Genomic DNA, 16,597 nt, shown 5'->3' on the forward strand with positions numbered 1-16,597 from the left:
AGCATGACTTCCACCTGGGCAACGGCGGTCGCCTGACCCCGCGCTTCAGCGGCCAGTACCAGACCGACCAGTATCTGAGCGTGTTCAACCTGGGCGATGGCGACAAGCAGAAGGCGTATTTCCGCGGCGATCTCGCGCTGCGCTACACCGAGCCGCAGGACCGTTGGTGGGTGAATGCCTACGTGCAGAACTTCACCGATGGTCGCGTGCGTACCAGTGCGGGTCGCTTCCAGATCACGCCAGGCGTGTACCAGTACGTGTCGCAGTACCTCGCGCCGCTGACCTTCGGCGTGCAGCTCGGCGTCTGGTTCTGAAGATAGGGCGGCGTCCACCGGATACGCGCCGCTGACGGTTTGCCGTTCTATTGATCCTGCCCCGGGTGAGGGGCAGGATCTCCCTCCCCAGAATGGCATTTGGCCGGGTCCCGGTGGGGGACCCGGTCTCTTTCACGATCATGCGGTTCGCGGCAGCGGATGCCGCCATCACCGAGGGGTGCATCCATGTCGCGGCTGAAGAAAGTGCTCGTGGTCGGCGGCGGTACCGCCGGATGGTTGGCGGCCTGCTATCTCGCCAAGGCGATGAATGCGGTCGATCCCGAAGCGGTGCAGGTGCACCTGGTGGAATCGAGCAACATCGGCTTGCTGGGTGTCGGCGAGGCGACGTTTCCTTCCATCCGCGGCACGCTGTCGGCCATCGGTCTGGACGAGCGCCGCTTCCTGGTGGGCGCCACCGCCACCTACAAGCAAGGCATCCACTACCGTCACTGGGTACGCCCCCCGGGCACGCCTGGCAACGACCATTTCTTCCATCCTTTCAGCTTGCCGAGTCAGAAGCCCGGCAGCCCGGAACTGCTGCCGTACTGGTTGCTCGGCGAAGCGCCCCAGGGCATGGCGCTGGCCGATGCGGTGAGCATGCAGAGCCGCCTGGTGGACCTCAATCGCGGTCCCAAGCGCGTGACCGATCCCGATTACCAGGGGCCGATGAACCACGCGTTCCATTTCGACGCTGCCTGTTTCGCCCGGGTGTTGGCCGAGCATGGACAGGAAGCGCTCGGCGTGAAACGCCACGTCGCCACCGTCGAACGCACCGAGCTGGATGAGAACGGCGCCATCGCATGCGTGATCACCACGGAGCTGGGCGAACTGACGGCCGATCTGTATGTCGATTGCACCGGCCTGCGCGGCTCGCTGATCGGTAGCGTCATGCAGTCGCCGTTTCGCAGTCGACGTGATGTGCTGTTCGCCGACCGCGCCGTGGCCATGCAGGTGCCCTACGAGCAGCCGGATACACCGATCCCCTCGTATACGATTTCGACCGCGCAGGAGGCGGGCTGGATCTGGGACATCGGCCTGCAGAAGCGACGCGGCGTGGGTTATGTGTACTCCTCGCGGCACAGCGACGAAGTGCGCGCCGAGGAAGTCTTCCGCCGCTATCTCGGCCCCGCGGCGGACGAGCTCAAGCCCATGCACATCAAGTTCGAGACCGGCTATCGCCCGGAGCATTGGCGCAAGAACTGCGTGGCGGTTGGCCTTGCCGGCGGTTTCGTGGAGCCGCTGGAATCCACCGGCATTGCACTGATCGAACTGGCCACCTACCTCCTGACGCACCTGCTGCCCGCCGACACCGACGACATGGAACGTGCGGCGCGTCACTTCAACGAGATGATGGTGGCGCGCTACGACCGCATCATCGACTTCATCAAGATGCACTATTGCCTCAGCCAGCGCCGCGATTCGCCGTTCTGGATCGACAACTGCGACCCGGCCAGCATTCCGCAGACGCTGCAGGACAAGCTGGCGCTGTGGAAGCATCGCCCGCCGCACCGCCTGGACTTCGTGACCGACCTGGAGATGTTCATGGTCTCCAGCTGGCAATACGTGCTGTATGGCATGGAGTTCAAGACCGACCTGGAACCGATGCGCCACATGTATCCGCACGCCGCCGATGCGCGGCGCGAATTCGCGATGATCCAGCAGGTGGGCGAGCACGCGGCGAAGGACTTGCCCGGGCATCGCGCGCTGGTGGAACAGCTGTGCCGCGAATACCACGCGCGCGCGGGGAAGGCTGTGGTGGACAAGGTCATCGCCTGACACATCGCGGCTTGCTGTTGCCGTGATCCCGTTTCGCGACGGCTTGTGGCACGTGGCCGCAGGCCAGCCACATGCGCACGTGCTGGCTACAATGTCGCAGCAAACTGATTGCGATAGTCAGGCCACGTGTCCATGGATACCCATACCAACCGCATTGCGCCAGGGCCGATCGTTCGATCGACACAGAGCGGCGACGAAGCCACGTTCTGTGGCACCTGCGCGTTTTCCGAGGCCTGTCTCTCCAGCGGCTACGGCAAGCAGGACCTGGCGGCATTGCATTGTCTCGTGGAGCACGTGCAGACCCAGCGTGCGGGCGAACACGTGTTCCGACGTGGCGAGCCGTTCAAGGCGCTGTACGCGGTGCGCTCGGGCAGCGTGAAGACGTTGATGTTCAGTCGCGACGGACGCGAACAGGTGCTGGGTTTCTACCTGCCGGGTGAAATCATCGGCCTCAACGGCATTTATCCGGATCTCTATCCGTGCGATGCCATCACGCTCGAAAAGACCGAATTCTGCCGGTTTTCCTTCCCGGCGATGAGCAGCCTGGCTGCCGTGCTGCCCGTGGTGCAGCAGCATTTGTTCCGCCTGCTCAGCAAGGAGCTGGGCATGGTGAGCCTGCTTGCGGGCGAACATACGGCCGATGAGCGGGTGGCGGCGTTTCTGGTGGATTTCAGCGAGCGCCATGACAGGCGCGGACTGCAGTCCTCGCGTTTTCGCCTAAGCATGTCGCGCAGCGACATCGCCAGCTATCTGCGGCTCGCGCCGGAAACCGTCAGCCGCGTACTCACTCGTTTTCGCCAGCAGGGTTGGGTGGCGATCGAGGGGCGGCATGTCCAACTGATACGCATGGATGCGTTGCGTGAAACAGGCCTGGCCATGCGGCAGGCGATGCCCGCCGGCTGACTGCGCGTTCAGTGCGGCTCGCTTTCTTCCGCGGGCGCTGGAGGGGTGGGAACGTCGGGGCGCACCGGGTCTTCCTCCATCAGGGGAAGGACGCCCGGGCTGTCCAGGTCGTCGAACTGCTGGTGATTGACGGCCCAGAAGAAGATGCCGATCGCCACGATCACGATCAGCAGCGTCACGGGGATAAGTACCAGGATGATGTTCATGCGTGCAGCACCGGAGGCTGCTGGTCCTCGCGACCTATGCGCCAGGCATTGAGCACCACCGCCAGGGAACTGAGCGACATGCCGATCGCGGCAAGCCATGGCGGTAGCAGCCCGAGCGCGGCGAACGGAATGGCGCACAGGTTGTAGCCCAGTGACCAGCGCCGTCCTTGCGCGATCACCTGGCGGATCTGGCGCGATATCTCGCGCGCCTCGACCAGGCCATGCAACCGGCCATGCAACAACAGCAGGTCGGCGTGGGCCTGGGCCAGGTCGGTACCCGTGGCGATGGCTGCGGAGACATCGGCGCCGGCCAGTACGGGCGCGTCGTTGGTGCCGTCGCCTACGGCAAGGGTGACATGGCCATCATGGCGCGCCTGCTGCAATCGGGACAGCTTGTCCGCGGGTTTCTGTCGTGCATGCCACTCGACGATGTCCAGCATCTGCGCGATGCCGGCCACGCGTGTCGGCGCATCGCCGCTGGCCAGCACCGGCGTGATGCCATGCTGGCGCAGCGCATCCAGCGTTCGTGCGGCGTCGGCGCGAAGTTCTTCGCGAAGGCAGAAAGCTGCAAGAGCGCCATCGTCGTCGGCAAGCCATACGCGCTCATCGAATGCCATGCCGGCGGGCAGCGCGAATTCGACGCGTCCCAACCGAAGGTCGCGGCCGTCGAGCCGGCCACGCACTCCCTCGCCGGGCACGACGAGTACGCCATGCGCCTGCAGCCACGTGTGCGACACGGAGGCCTGCGCGATGGAGCGGGCAACAGGATGGGAGCTTTCGCGCGCCAGTGCTGCGGCCTCGGCGAGTCTCGTGACGGGGCTCGTGTCGCCAAACACTTCGACATCGGCCAGCGCAAGTTGGGACGTGGTCACGGTGCCGGTCTTGTCGAACACTGCCAAGTCCACCCGTTCGAGCCGTGTCAGCGCGGCACTGTCGGTGACGAGTACGCCGCGCTGCGCCAGCACGCCGAGCGCACGGGTGAGCGCGGCTGGTGCGGTGAGGGCGAAGGCGCACGGACATGCGATGACGAGCACGGCAACGGCCGACGCGAACGCCCGCGCAGGATCGACCAGCAACCAGCCGATCGCAGTGGCGAGGGTAAGCAGCAGCACGCGGGCAACGAACAGGCGCAGCTGCAAATCAGTGCCGGGCAGGACGGCGTCGCGGGCCTGGCGGGCACGTGTACTGAGCTCGCCGATGCGGGCGACTACGGTGTCATCGCCGAAATGCTCCACGCGCAACTGGCCCGGCCCGGTCAGCAGCACGCTGCCGGCCACCAGGCGTTCGCCTCGGCGCCGCGTGACGGGTAGCGATTCGCCGGTGAGCAGCGATTCGTCCACGTCCACCACGTCGCATTCGAGAACGCCGTCCGCGGGAACCACCGAGCCTTCGGCGATATGTACCCGGTCGCCGGCGAGCAGCTCGGCAGCGGGCACGGTTTCCAGCCGGCCGTCCGGCGCGCGGCGTTCTGCCAGCAGGGGTGTGCTGTCGATCACGGCATCGCCCAGGGACACGCTGCGATGCCGTGCGCGCAGCTCCACATAGCGTCCCGCCAGCAGCAGGAAGACGAACATGCTCACCGAGTCAAAATAGATCTCGCCAGCACCACGCAGCGTGCTGATGGTGCTGGCGATGAAGACCAGCCACACTGCCAGCGCCACCGGCAGGTTGATACCGAGCCGCCGTTCGCGCAGCTCGCGCACCGCGCCCATGGTGAACGGGTGGGCGGCGTAGAACACCACCGGCACGGTCGACAGCATGCTCAGCCAGCGGAAGAGTCCTCGCGTGGTGAAATCGACGAAGTCGACGACGCCGATGTAGATAACGAAGGCATACGTCATCACCTGCATCGCGAACATGCCCGCGACCAGCAGGCGCTTGAGCATGTCGTGGGCGTCGCGTGCGCGGGCGTCGATGGCACTGTCGCTGCGCAGTGGACGGGCATCGCAGCGCATCGATGCAAACGCCTTCAGCAGCGCGGGCAGGGACGTGCGGTTGCTGTCCCACACCACGCGAACGCGCTGCGCCGCTGCATCCACGCTGACCCGACGGACGCCAGGCAAGCCATGGATGGCCTGCTCCAGTCGCAATACATGCTGCGCACCCTGCAGTGAGCCGACGCGCACGGTCACCTCGCTCTGGCCGTCACGCCGGGTACGCAGCACCTGCGCCGCCAGGCGCGGATGCGCCCACGCGTCGTAACGGCTCATGGCGAGGGGCCGTGGCTGCTGTGCGAACTGGAGGGCACGCCGAAAACCGCGTGCGGCGCATCGACGGGTTCATCCGCATGCCGCGCACCAAGGACGATCATCCATACGCATCCGGCCAGCGAAGTCGCGAAGATGGCAGCCCCCAGCCAAAGTACCGGTTGTCGGTACCACGGCGAGGGGGCGGTTGCGGTTCTAGTTGCTGGCATGATCGGTGTGGGACAGGTGGTACACGTACGAGGCGAGCACCCTGATCTGGTCATCCGTCAGGCGTGGGCTCCATGCGGGCATGTGGCCCTGGCGTCCGTCGTGGATGCTGTGCTCGATATCAGCCGCGGTGCCGCCATGCAGCCAGGTGTTATCGGTGAGATTCGGCGCGCCAAGTGCAGGATTGCCCTTGCCATCGGGCCCGTGGCAGGCCGCGCACGTGGCAAACAGAGGCTTGGCGACCTGCGCCTGTTGCTCGTTGTGCGGAGCGCCGGAAAGGCTGAGCACGTACTGCACGAGGTTCTTCACGTTGTCCTCGCCCAGGCTGGCCCACGGCGGCATGACGCCGCTGCGTCCGTCGTGGATGGACGTATAGATGTCCTTGCCGTCGCCGCCGTACAACCAGTCGCTGTCGCTGAGATCGGGCGCGCCCAGCAACACGTTGCCCTTGGCGGCGCGCCCGTGGCAGGCGGCACAGTTGTCCTGGAACAGGCGATCGCCCAGCTGCTGGGCCGCGGGGTCATTGGACAGCTGCTCTATCGGGTACAGCGAGAAACGCTTCATCAGCTCGCCAAGCTTCGCCTCGTTGGCTGCGGTGGCCTCGGCCAGTTCTTCGTGCGAGGTCCATCCCAGCACGCCCTTGAAGGCGCCAAATCCCGGAAAGAGGGCGAGATAGGTGAAGCCGACGATGAACATGGCGGCGGACAACAGCACCCACCACAGCGGCAGCTTGCGCACGCCTTCGCGCAGCACGCCGTGAGCCCACACGTGACCACTGGTGCCGTCTTCCTGCACCGGGATCTTCGCGCGTGGCGCCCACAGGAAAAGGAACAGCGTGATGCCAAGGTTGAGCACCACCAGGAACATGATCCACACCGACCAGAACAGGCTCATGGCTGCGTGTCCTTTGCGTGGGTGTCCGCCGAATCGTGGTTACCCTCACTGTCGTCTTCCATCGGAAGCATGGCCATGCGGGAGAACGATCGCTTGTGACGACCGCTCCAGGCCCACGCCCAGATGCAGATGAAAGTGACCATCATGAATACGATGAGCACACCGGTCAGGTGGCCCCACAGTTCCTGCATCATGGCGCACCTCCGTCATTGGCTGGTGCGGCGTTGGCCTGTGCCGATGCCACGGGTTCGTTCTTGATGCCCAGGCCTTGCAGATAGGCGATCAGCGCGTCCATTTCGGTCTTGTCGTTGACGGCATCGGGTGCGCCTGCGATGTCCGCGTCCGTGTAGGGGTCGCCCAGCTTGCGCAGGCCGCGCATGCGCGCCTGGATATCGGCGGAGTCCAGCTTCTTCTCGGCCAACCAGCGGTAGCTCGGCATGTTCGACTGCGGCACGACCTGACGCGGATCCATCAGGTGCAGCAGATGCCACTGGTCGGAATACTTGCCGCCCACGCGGGCAAGGTCCGGGCCGGTGCGTTTGGAACCCCACTGGAACGGCCGGTCGTAGACGGATTCCTCGGCCACGGAGTAGTGGCCGTAGCGCTCGGTTTCCGCACGCAGCGCGCGGATCATCTGCGAGTGGCACAGGTAGCAGCCTTCGCGCACGTAGACGTCGCGGCCGGCCAGCCGCAGCGGGTCGTACGGTTTCACGTTCGCAGGCGCCTTTACGGCGTGGGCCTCCATGAACAGCGGGGTGATCTCGGCCAGTCCGCCGATGGACACCATCACGGCGGTGAGGATGCCCAGCAGGCCCGCGTGCTTTTCGATCGCTTCGAAATGACGATAGGACATGACGCGCTCCTCAACCGACCGCCGGGAGCGGAGCGGGAACCTGGTGCGGTTCGGGCTCGGGAATCGGCACGGGGATCGGCTTGATCAGGCGTGCACGCGCGTCCGCCGCGGTGTGCCACAGGTTCCAGGCCATCACCACCATGCCCGCCAGCACCAGCACGCCGCCAAGCCAGCGGATCAGGTACATCGGCTTGATGGCTATGAGGCTGTCCAGGAACGAATAGGTCAACGAACCGTCCGGCTTCGTGGCGCGCCACATCAGGCCTTCGGTGACGCCTGCAGTCCACATCGAACCCACGTACAGCAGCAGACCCATGGTGTGCAGCCAGAAGTGCACTTCCATGCCCATGCGCGAGTACATCGCCTGCTGGCCCAATGCACGAGGCGCCATGGCGTACAGCGAACCGATGGTGATCATCGCGACCCAGCCGATGGCGCCGGAGTGTACGTGGGCGATCGTCCAGTCGGTGTAGTGCGACAGCGAATTCACCGTCTTGATCGCCATCATCGAGCCTTCGAAGGTGGCCGCCGCATAGAACACCAGCGACAGCACCATGAACTTGGCGGCCGGATCGGTTTTGAGCTTGTGCCAGGAGCCGTTGAAGGTGAGCAGGCCGTTGGCGGCCGAGCCCCAGCTCGGCATCAGCAGGATCAGCGAGAACGCCATGCCCACCGATTGCACCCAGTCGGGCAGCGCCGTGTACATCAGGTGGTGCGAGCCCGCCCACATGTACACCGAGATCAGCGCCCAGAAATTCACGATGGAGAAGCGATAGCTCCACAGCGGCTGCTGCGCCTGGCGCGGCACGAAGTAGTACATCATGCCAAGGAAGCCGGCGGTCAGGAAAAACGCGACCGCGTTGTGGCCGTACCACCATTGCACCATGGCATCGACCACGCCGGAATAAACCGGATACGACTTGGTCAGGCTGATCGGCAGCGCGATGTTGTTGACGATGTGCAACAGGCCCACGGCGATGATGAACGCCCCGTAGTACCAGTTGGCCACGTAGATGTGGCGGATGCGCCGGCGCGCAAGGCTCGCAAAGAACACCACGCCGAAGGACACCCACACCACGGCAATCAAGATGTCGATGAACCACTCGGGCTCGGCGTATTCCTTGCTCTGGGTGATGCCCAGCGGCATCGTGGTCATGGCCAGCACGCAGATCAGCTGCCAGCCCCAGAAAGTGAGGCCTGCGAGCTTGGGCAGCGCAAGGCGTGTATGGCCGGTGCGCTGCACGACGTAATAGCAGGTGCCCATCAGGGCCGAGCCGCCGAAGGCGAAGATGACGCCGAATGTGTGATCGGGTCGGATACGGCTGAAGGTCAGCCAGGCCGTGTCGAAGTTCAGCGCGGGCCACATCAGCTCTGCGGCGGCATAGACGCCCACCGACATGCCGATGATGCCCCACACCGCGGCCGCCAGCAGGAACCGGCGGACGACCTTGTCGTCGTAATACTCGGTATTTGGCATACGGAAACCACCCTGGGAATGAAAGGATGTTGCCCTTCTGAAACGTCGCGCTTCGATGACGCAAGTCAAATTCTCCACGCGGCCTACCGTATTGCCGGCGTGGTGCATTGACGCAGATCAGATGCCCCATCCGGATGATGCGACTTTCCCAAGTAGGTTGCCACCGAGTTTCTACTGATGTGAGTCAGCGAGGCGGCTGTGGGAGACGGCCACACTACGCGGTCAGCGCAAGAGGTGTTGCATGGCCCACGTCGTCACCGAAAACTGCATCAACTGCAAGCACACCGATTGCGTCGAGGTCTGCCCCGTCGACTGCTTCCACGAAGGCCCGAACTTCCTGGTCATCGATCCGGACGAATGCATCGACTGCACGCTGTGCGTGGAGGAATGCCCTGTCGATGCGATCTATCCGGAAGGAGAGGTCCCCGCCGAGCAGAGCCTGTTCGTTCTGCTCAACGCCGAACTTGCGCGTCAATGGCCTGTAATTTCCGTCAAGATTCCCGCGCCCGATGACGCTGCACAGTGGGACGGCAAGCCGGGCAAACGCGACCTGTTGATCCGCTAGCACCGGCAGGAGAAGGTAGTCCGCTGTGTATCAGGGCAGGATGTGCAGCGGGCCCAGCACGCGCGACGGATGGTCCAGCGACAACCTGCCCAGGTTCATGCCCATGCTCAGCCCTTGCGCCACGCGCTCCGCCGAACCGATGAACAACTCCGCCGCGGGTGGCTCGAATACCTCGTGCGCGGTTTCGCGCCACAGCTCCAGCCAACGATGGAAGAGGGCCTGCGGAAAGGCGGGCAAAGCGCGATGCACGCCCATGGGATTGCCGTGATAACGCCGTGAACGCAGGACCATCGACGACCAGAAATTGCGCAATATGACCTTGTGCGCTGGCCAGTCATGGATGGCCATGTTGAACACTGGGCCGAGCTCGGCGTCCGCGCGCACCTTGTCGTAGAACCGGTCGACCAGCGTGGCGATGCCTACTTCGCTGGCCTGTTCAAAGATTGCCATGTACGGGGTTTCCTGGTTGCTGGCCGGGTCAGCCCGGCTTGCCGTCCTTGCGGGGCGTGAGATAAATCCAGGCCGCACGCACGACCCATGGCGCGAGCACCAGCAGCCACAACGCGGCCGCGGCGAGGTACCAGGGCCAGGGATGTCGCGTGGCGTCTGCCAGTACGCGGACCACGGCGGTGGCCTGCATGCCGATGAAGGCGATCCACGGTATCGCGCCCATGGCCAGCGGCCGACCGGAGTGCCCATGCGTCACGCGGGTCACCATTGCCACCAGCATGGAAGCGAAGAAACCGATGGTCAGCGCGTGCAGGGGCGCCCGCGCCCAGCCGCTGCTGCCGTGCCAGGCCAGCGCAATGCTGTCGGCGGCAAACAACGCGAACGAAAGCGGCAGCCAGGCCAGGGCGACATACAGCACGGACAGCAGGCCCGGGCGGCGTGCTTTCCACGGTTGCCAGGCGAGCCACTGCCACAACAGCAGGCAGGCCAGTGGGACATCGGCGATCCAGCGCCATGCGCTGGCGTCGCACAGGTCGAAGGCAAGATGAGCGAGCGTCAAAAGCCATACCCCCGCCAGCGAACCCAGCGGGCGCACCACGCGGTAGCCGGGCACCACGTTGCTTGAGAAGAACGGCACCATGCGGTGCGCGACGGTGAAGTAGACCGGCACCAGCAGGCCGAACGTACCCATCGAGATGGATGCCTGCATCCATCTCGCCGGTGCCCCGCAGGCGAAAGCCAGCGCAAGGACGAGCCCTGCCGCACCAAAAGCCAGCGCGGCGTAGGCCGATACGGCCCACCGATCCTTGCCGTGGTTCTGCAGCAAGCGCTGACCAAGCACCGTCATAGCGACCAGCCAGCCTGCCAGCATGGCGGCGAAACCGAAGGGCAGCAGGCGGGGCATGCCGCTGTGGGCGCCAAGCACGAGCAGGCCTCCGCCCAGCACGAGTGAGAAGACGGCGGCGTACACGGGCTTGGGGATGTCGCGGAGATTGAGCCAGCGCGGGAAGACGGTGAGCAGGAAGCCGAACACGAAAGGCGACAGCGTGGCGTACTGCATGAGGAAACCATGCGCCCACGCCGACGGCATCGGTTGCGGCGCGAACGGAAGGCCAAACCACGCGGCCGACAACACCCCGGTCCACCAGATCATGTTGGCCAGCAGGGCCAACGCGCCGATCAGGAACATGGCCCGGTGGGGCGCCGCCAGCAACATGCTCAGATCGGCGGCGCGTGGCTTGTCGGATGTAGCGGCATTCATGGGGAAAGACGGGGTCCGGGAGGCCGCAGGCGGGGCGCAGTCTGTCAGCGCTGTCCGTGCCACGACTATGATCTGGGTCAGAAATACCCTTCGCGACCCACACGATCACGCCATGTGGGCCGCGCTTGAGTGTACTCAGGGTGCTGGCTGTTGGATGAAACCGACCCTGGACGAGAATGCTTTGTTCCGGTGCCTCTTCCTTCAGCCAGTGGCCCGGGGCTTTGACGATTACGCTCGTCGCCGCGCCGGGCGTTTGCAATTACAACTGGCTCATGCCGCCGTCAGCCACGATTTCGGTACCGACGATGAAGGCGGACTCGGGCGCCGACAGATGCAGGACGGTGGAGGCGATCTCGGCCGGCTTGCCGAAACGGCCGAGCGGAACCTGCGACTGGATCTGCGCCGCGGTGGCTTCCAGGGTGGCCTGGTCCATGCCGAGCTTGCCGTAGAGCGGCGTCTCCACCGGGCCGGGGCTGAGCACGTTCACGCGGGCGCCCGCGGGCAGCAGTTCGGCGGACAACGTCTTCGCCAGGGAGATCACTGCGGCCTTGCTTGCGGCGTACACGGACGAGGCGGGCATGCCGATGTGGGCGTTGATCGAGCCGTTGATGACGATCGACGCACCCGCGTTGAGCAGTGGCGCCAGCGCCTGGATCTGGAAGTAGGGGCCTTTCACGTTGGTATTGAAGGTGAGGTCCCACAGCGACTCGTCCACGGCGTCGAGCGTCGCAAACTTGGCCACGCCGGCGTTGAGGAAGACGGCGTCGAGCTTGATGCCTTTGGCGGACAGCGCATTGGCCAGTTCCCGCGAGCCGGCGATCGAGGCGGCGTCGTTGCGAATGGCGAGCGCATCGGCGCCGAGCGACGACGCAGCTTGATCGAGCGCGGCCTGGTCGCGGCCCGTGACGATTACGCGGGCACCTTCCGCAGCGTACGCCAGGGCGGTTGCCAGGCCGATGCCGCTGGTGCCACCGGTGACGAGGACGTTCTTGTTCTGGAAGCGGTTCACGAGCTTTCTCCTGAGAGGTGTTTGGATCGATGGATGCATGCTGCGCTTTCATGGGTTCGCTGCCGTACCGCCTTTTTGGCGAACACGTTCGAAAGGTGCGAACGTGTTGAAGCGCGCATCAGCACCGCAGATGTGCAGGTTGCGTAGGCGTGGTGTCCACCCTGCGTGCAGAAAAAGTCCGAAGCAGGTGCAGAGCGCGTCCTGCCGTGGACGACATTGATGACCGCACGTGCAATGTCTGCGCATCGCGGTCACGGCATGCGGACCTTGCGTCGACATTTCGTCCCCTAGGTTCCCGTCACCGCCCAGGGAGATGTTCTGATGATTCGATGCACACCGTTCCGCCGCCGCGGCGCTTTTGGCGCACTTCTCGTTCTTGGTACAGCCTGCAGTGCTCCGGCATTCGCCGATACTTCGCCAGCGCTCGATCGTGCAAGTATCTGGATCGGCGGCTTCTACGCCGATACCGAAACGCGCATCGGCGCCAGCGACAAGAGTGGCCAATACGGCGGTTCGTTCGGCCTGGAAGACGACCTCGGGTTTCGCAAGCACAAGGCCGTGCCACGAGCGCGGCTGGACTTCCTCATCGGCGACCATCAGGGATTTTCGTTCGACTTCTTCGGCATCGACCGTACGCACAGCCGCTCGATCAGCCGCGCGATCGATTACGACGGCAACCACTTCGATGCCTCCGCCCGCGTCGACAGCAAGCTCAACTTCAACTTCGGCAGCGCCTCGTACCGCTGGTGGTTCGGCCAGAGCAATGACGTCTTCGGCGTGGGCATCGGTGCCGCGTATTACGGCGTAAAGGCGGGCATCGCGGGTGAGGCATCGCTGGACGGGGAGACGGCGCAAGCGTCGGCGCAGACCCATGAAACCGCGTGGGCGCCCGTGCTGCAACTTGGTTGGCGTCATGCCTTCACGCGCGATTTCCGCATGTACGTGGATGCCTATGGCGTGAAGAAGAACGGAGGCAATCTGGCGGGTCACATCTACAACGCCGCGGTGGGACTGGAGTGGTTTCCCATCGAAAATCTCGGCATCGGCGGCGAGTACGGCTACACGCGCATCAAGCTTGACCAGAACCGCACCAACTATCGCGCCGACCTCGACATGAAGCTGAAGGGCCCGTCGCTTTTCCTTCGGTTGCGCTTCTGATCGTCAGCACGCCCAGCATGAGCAGCCCAGCGCGCCCCACGGGGCGTGCCTGGCGCTGCCGCCGCAGTGCGCATGCGCCGTCGCCACGGCTGCGCTCGCGACCATCGCATCGGCGGCCTGCGGCGATTTCCAGTAACGGCTGCCGACGTGGATGGGCGACCAGTCGGGCATCGCCGGTGGTGGTGCCAGGTCGTGACGGCGGAAATCGCCATCGGCATAGACGATGCGACCATCAACGATGGTGAGTTCGGAAACGATCTGCCGTATCGATTCGTCCGGCACTTCAAAAAAGTCCTCGGACAGCACCGCCAGATCTGCGAGCTGGCCGATGTCCAGTTGCCCCTTGAGGCCTTCCTCGTTGGAGAACCAGGTGTTGGCGCGGGTATACAGGGCCAGCGCAGTGGCACGATCGAGCCGGTTGCTTTCGGGATAAAGCGAAAGCCCGCCCAGCGTCTTGCCGGTCGTCAGCCAGTAGAGCGCCGTCCAGGGATCGTAACTGGCGACGCGCGTGGCATCGGAACCAGCGCCCACGCGCACGCCCATGTCCAGCATGCGACGAATGGGCGGCGTACGCGCCGCGACATCGGCACCATACCGTTCGACGAAATATTCACCCTGGAAAGCCATGCGGTGCTGCACGGCGATGCCGCCACCGAGCTGCGCGATGCGCTCCAGGCTGCGGTCGGAAGCGGTTTCCGCATGATCGAAGAACCAAGGCAGGTTCTTCAGCGGTATGTCGCGATCGATGCTTTCGAACACGTCCAGCGCACGGCTGATGGTTTCGTCGTAGGTGGCATGCATGCGCCAGGGCCAGCGGCGCGAGGCCAGCAGCCGCACGACCTGTTCCAGATCGTGCTCCATGCCACGCGGAAGCTCGGGGCGGGGCTGTCGGAAATTCTCGAAGTCCGCCGCCGAATGCACCAGCATTTCACCAGCGCCGTTGAGGCGGTAGAACTCGTCGCCGGCACCGTAGCGGTTGGTGGACGACCAGTGCATGAAGTCCTGTAGTTCGTCGCCCGGCTTCTGGGCAAACAGGTTGTAGGCCACGCGCACGGTCAGCAGTCGATGAAGCTGCAATTCCTCGATGGCTCGATAGTCGTCGGGATAGTGCTGCAGGCCGCCGCCGGCATCGATCACGCTGGTGATGCCCATGCGGTTGAGCTCGCGCATGAAATGGCGCGTGGAGTTGATCTGGTATTCGTAGGGAAGCGTGGGGCCCAGCGCGAGAGTGGAATAGAGCAGGGCCGCGCTGGGCGCCGCCAGCAACAGTCCGGTGGGTGCGCCCGTGCTGTCCCATTCGATGTGGCCGCCGGGCGGATCGGGCGTATCGCGGGTGAAGCCGCACGCGCGCACCGCGGCCGCATTGAGCAATGCGCGGTCGTAGAGATGCAGCACGAACACGGGCGTTTCAGGCGCGACATGATTGAGCTCCTGCAGCGTCGGCAGCCGCTTCTCCGCGAACTGGTGCTCGGTGAACCCGCCAACCACGCGAACCCATTGTGGCGCCGGCGTGCGCGCCACCTGGTGCGCCAGCATGCGCATGGCATCGGCCAGCGAGGGCACCCCGTCCCAGCGCAGTTCGAGGTTGTAGCTGAGGCCGCCACGGATCATGTGGATGTGGGAATCAATCAGGCCGGGAATGACGCGTCGCCTGCCGGCATCGATGATCTTGGTGGCGGGGCCGGCCAGCGAGCGGATCTGCCCGTTGGTGCCCACGGCCGACACATGCCGGCCACTGATGGCGATGGCCTGTACCTCCGGTCGCTGGGCCACGCCGGTGTGGACCTTCGCGTTGTGGACGATGAGCGTGGGATGCGTGGTCATCGCGCTTGCCTCGCGTACCGGACCGTCCGGGCGGCATAGGTGTAAGTGGCAGCGCGTCGAGTTTTCGTGACTGCGTCTGGTGGCGCACGTCAAGCGATTCGCGCAGATCGTCTGGCGGCAGGGGGCATGTAAGGTCGGGTTTACACACGCGCGGCCATCCATCACGGCAGAGCGGGAATGTGCATATGCACAATCGTCATTTCCGGCTATGGGTGGTGTTGGCCAGCATCAGCAGGACTCGACCGGAGGCGGATGCATGATCGATCGGGACAGACGAGTGCGTTTACGTGGCGCCTGTTTCGCCGGTCTGCTGGCGCTGGGCCTGCCGGCCTGCGCTTTGGCCGCCGACTATGACATTTACAGCAACTGGCCGACCCACGTGACCGCATCGGACGGCACCGACTTCGGACTGGCGGTGCTGTACCAGTACGACATGAACCGGTTTTCCAACGACGCCGGCCGCCTTGAGGACGCAGGCACCAACCGCCGGCGTTACCTGGGCGCGTATCTGCGCAAGCCCGGCGTCTACGACGCCATCGCCCAGTACGACTACCAGGCCAGGCAGTGGACCGATGCGTTCCTGCGTTTCCGCACCAGCGGTGTCCTCGGCAAGGATCTTGGCAATCTCCGCTTCGGCTATTCCAAGACGCCCGTGGGCTTCGAGGGCGTGACCAGCTCATCGGCCACGACCTTCATCGAAGCTGCGCTGCCGACGCAGGCCATATGGGAAGGTCGGCGCGCGGGCGTCGATTGGGCCTGGATCCGGCCGCACTTCGTGGTGAACGTGGGCGACTATTTCTGGCGCAAGGATTTCGACGGCAACAACCCCGGCAGTACCTGGGCAGCGCGCGCGGCCTGGATGCCGCTGAACCAGCCTGGCAACGTGCTGCACCTGGGCGTGTCGGCGTCGCGCGAAAAGCTCGACTGGGCCGATGAAGGTACCGTGCCGCCGTCTGCGCGCATCCGCGCCAGGCCAGAGGCGGGGCTGACGCCGGTGCGACTGGTCGATTCGGGCACGCTCTCTTACAGCAAGCGCGTGGATCGGCAAGGCTTCGAAGCGCTGTGGATTGATGGTCCCTGGTCGGTGCAGGGTGAATACCTGCAGGCAAGGGTGGAGCGCTACAACGGCAAGCCCGACTACGACACCAGCGGGTTCTACCTCTTCACCAGCTGGACGCTCACCGGCGAGGCCCGCTACTACAGCGATGGCAATGTCGGTGACCGGCGCTACACCGGTCGCGACCAGCAGGCCATCCGTCCCACACATGCCTGGGGTGCCGTGGAAGTGGCCGTGCGCTACAGCGAGCTCGATCTCAACGATGGCGCCATCACCGGCGGCAAGGAGCACGACTGGACGGTGGGCGCCAACTGGTACATCGGCGAGCATCTCAAGCTGCAGCTCAATCACGTATGGGCATTTGCCGATCGTGGGACGCTGCAGGTAGATCCGCGCATCTTCGAGATGCGCGCGCAGCTGTATTTCTGACGCGGCC

The 16,597-nt window shown here is 64.8% G+C and carries 15 protein-coding genes and 1 pseudogene; 6 read left to right on the forward strand and 10 right to left on the reverse strand.

What is annotated here, in order from left to right; genetic code table 11:
- From VFG49_RS18765 to VFG49_RS18775, 3 genes and pseudogenes are all read left to right on the forward strand, one after another.
- Positions 1-314: pseudogene (locus tag VFG49_RS18765) on the forward strand (TonB-dependent receptor); the annotation flags it as partial.
- A gap of 186 nt (positions 315-500) precedes the next feature.
- Positions 501-2,090, forward strand: a complete 1,590-nt coding sequence (locus VFG49_RS18770) for a tryptophan halogenase family protein (protein ID WP_324863437.1) — start codon at positions 501-503, stop codon at positions 2,088-2,090.
- Positions 2,091-2,222: 132 nt separating this feature from the next.
- On the forward strand, positions 2,223-2,993 hold the full coding sequence (locus VFG49_RS18775; protein ID WP_324863439.1) for a helix-turn-helix domain-containing protein: 771 nt from the start codon (positions 2,223-2,225) through the stop codon (positions 2,991-2,993).
- 8 nt (positions 2,994-3,001) lie between these two features.
- Here the strand turns inward: VFG49_RS18775 and ccoS are convergent, their stop codons facing one another.
- From ccoS to ccoN, 6 genes are all read right to left on the reverse strand, one after another.
- Positions 3,002-3,199 carry a cbb3-type cytochrome oxidase assembly protein CcoS gene (gene ccoS, locus VFG49_RS18780; protein WP_324863441.1) on the reverse strand — a complete coding sequence of 66 codons (198 nt, stop codon included), beginning with the start codon at positions 3,197-3,199 and terminating at the stop codon, positions 3,002-3,004.
- The gene (locus tag VFG49_RS18785) at positions 3,196-5,409 is read right to left on the reverse strand and encodes a cation-translocating P-type ATPase (RefSeq protein WP_324863443.1); all 2,214 of its coding nucleotides are present in this window, start codon (positions 5,407-5,409) and stop codon (positions 3,196-3,198) included. Before VFG49_RS18785 ends, ccoS begins: the two co-directional genes overlap by 4 nt.
- Before the next feature lie 192 nt (positions 5,410-5,601).
- Positions 5,602-6,507: a cytochrome-c oxidase, cbb3-type subunit III gene (gene ccoP / locus VFG49_RS18790; protein ID WP_324863445.1), complete on the reverse strand. Its 906-nt coding sequence runs from the start codon at positions 6,505-6,507 to the stop codon at positions 5,602-5,604.
- On the reverse strand, positions 6,504-6,701 hold the full coding sequence (locus VFG49_RS18795; RefSeq protein WP_324863447.1) for a CcoQ/FixQ family Cbb3-type cytochrome c oxidase assembly chaperone: 198 nt from the start codon (positions 6,699-6,701) through the stop codon (positions 6,504-6,506). The genes ccoP and VFG49_RS18795 overlap by 4 nt, the downstream gene beginning before the upstream one ends.
- On the reverse strand, positions 6,698-7,360 hold the full coding sequence (gene ccoO, locus VFG49_RS18800; protein WP_324863449.1) for a cytochrome-c oxidase, cbb3-type subunit II: 663 nt from the start codon (positions 7,358-7,360) through the stop codon (positions 6,698-6,700). The genes VFG49_RS18795 and ccoO overlap by 4 nt, the downstream gene beginning before the upstream one ends.
- Positions 7,361-7,370: 10 nt before the next feature.
- A complete protein-coding gene (gene ccoN / locus VFG49_RS18805) occupies positions 7,371-8,837 on the reverse strand; it encodes a cytochrome-c oxidase, cbb3-type subunit I (protein ID WP_324863451.1) in 1,467 nt (488 codons plus the stop codon).
- Between the two features lie 241 nt (positions 8,838-9,078).
- Between ccoN and fdxA the strand changes: the two genes are divergently transcribed.
- Positions 9,079-9,402 (forward strand): ferredoxin FdxA, encoded by a 324-nt coding sequence (fdxA, locus tag VFG49_RS18810; protein WP_324863453.1) that lies wholly within the window; start codon positions 9,079-9,081, stop codon positions 9,400-9,402.
- A gap of 30 nt (positions 9,403-9,432) precedes the next feature.
- Here fdxA and VFG49_RS18815 read toward each other — a convergent pair whose 3' ends face one another.
- From VFG49_RS18815 to VFG49_RS18825, 3 genes are all read right to left on the reverse strand, one after another.
- Positions 9,433-9,852, reverse strand: coding sequence for a group III truncated hemoglobin (locus VFG49_RS18815; RefSeq protein WP_324863455.1), 420 nt, complete (start codon positions 9,850-9,852; stop codon positions 9,433-9,435).
- Positions 9,853-9,880: 28 nt separating this feature from the next.
- Positions 9,881-11,113 carry an NnrS family protein gene (locus VFG49_RS18820; RefSeq protein WP_324863457.1) on the reverse strand — a complete coding sequence of 411 codons (1,233 nt, stop codon included), beginning with the start codon at positions 11,111-11,113 and terminating at the stop codon, positions 9,881-9,883.
- A gap of 259 nt (positions 11,114-11,372) precedes the next feature.
- Positions 11,373-12,122 carry an SDR family oxidoreductase gene (locus VFG49_RS18825; protein ID WP_324863459.1) on the reverse strand — a complete coding sequence of 250 codons (750 nt, stop codon included), beginning with the start codon at positions 12,120-12,122 and terminating at the stop codon, positions 11,373-11,375.
- 321 nt (positions 12,123-12,443) lie between these two features.
- On the opposite strand from VFG49_RS18825, the gene VFG49_RS18830 reads away from it, so the two are divergent.
- The gene (locus VFG49_RS18830; protein WP_324863461.1) at positions 12,444-13,280 is read left to right on the forward strand and encodes a hypothetical protein; all 837 of its coding nucleotides are present in this window, start codon (positions 12,444-12,446) and stop codon (positions 13,278-13,280) included.
- Positions 13,281-13,283: 3 nt separating this feature from the next.
- Here VFG49_RS18830 and VFG49_RS18835 read toward each other — a convergent pair whose 3' ends face one another.
- Entirely contained in the window at positions 13,284-15,104 is a 1,821-nt protein-coding gene (locus VFG49_RS18835; protein WP_324863463.1) for an amidohydrolase, read from the reverse strand.
- Between the two features lie 277 nt (positions 15,105-15,381).
- On the opposite strand from VFG49_RS18835, the gene VFG49_RS18840 reads away from it, so the two are divergent.
- Complete coding sequence (locus VFG49_RS18840; protein ID WP_324863465.1) at positions 15,382-16,590, forward strand: OprO/OprP family phosphate-selective porin; 1,209 nt, start codon at positions 15,382-15,384, stop codon at positions 16,588-16,590.
- Positions 16,591-16,597 lie beyond the last annotated feature (7 nt).

Origin of the sequence: Dyella sp. (assembly GCF_035685885.1) — a bacterium.
Lineage (GTDB): Bacteria > Pseudomonadota > Gammaproteobacteria > Xanthomonadales > Rhodanobacteraceae > Dyella.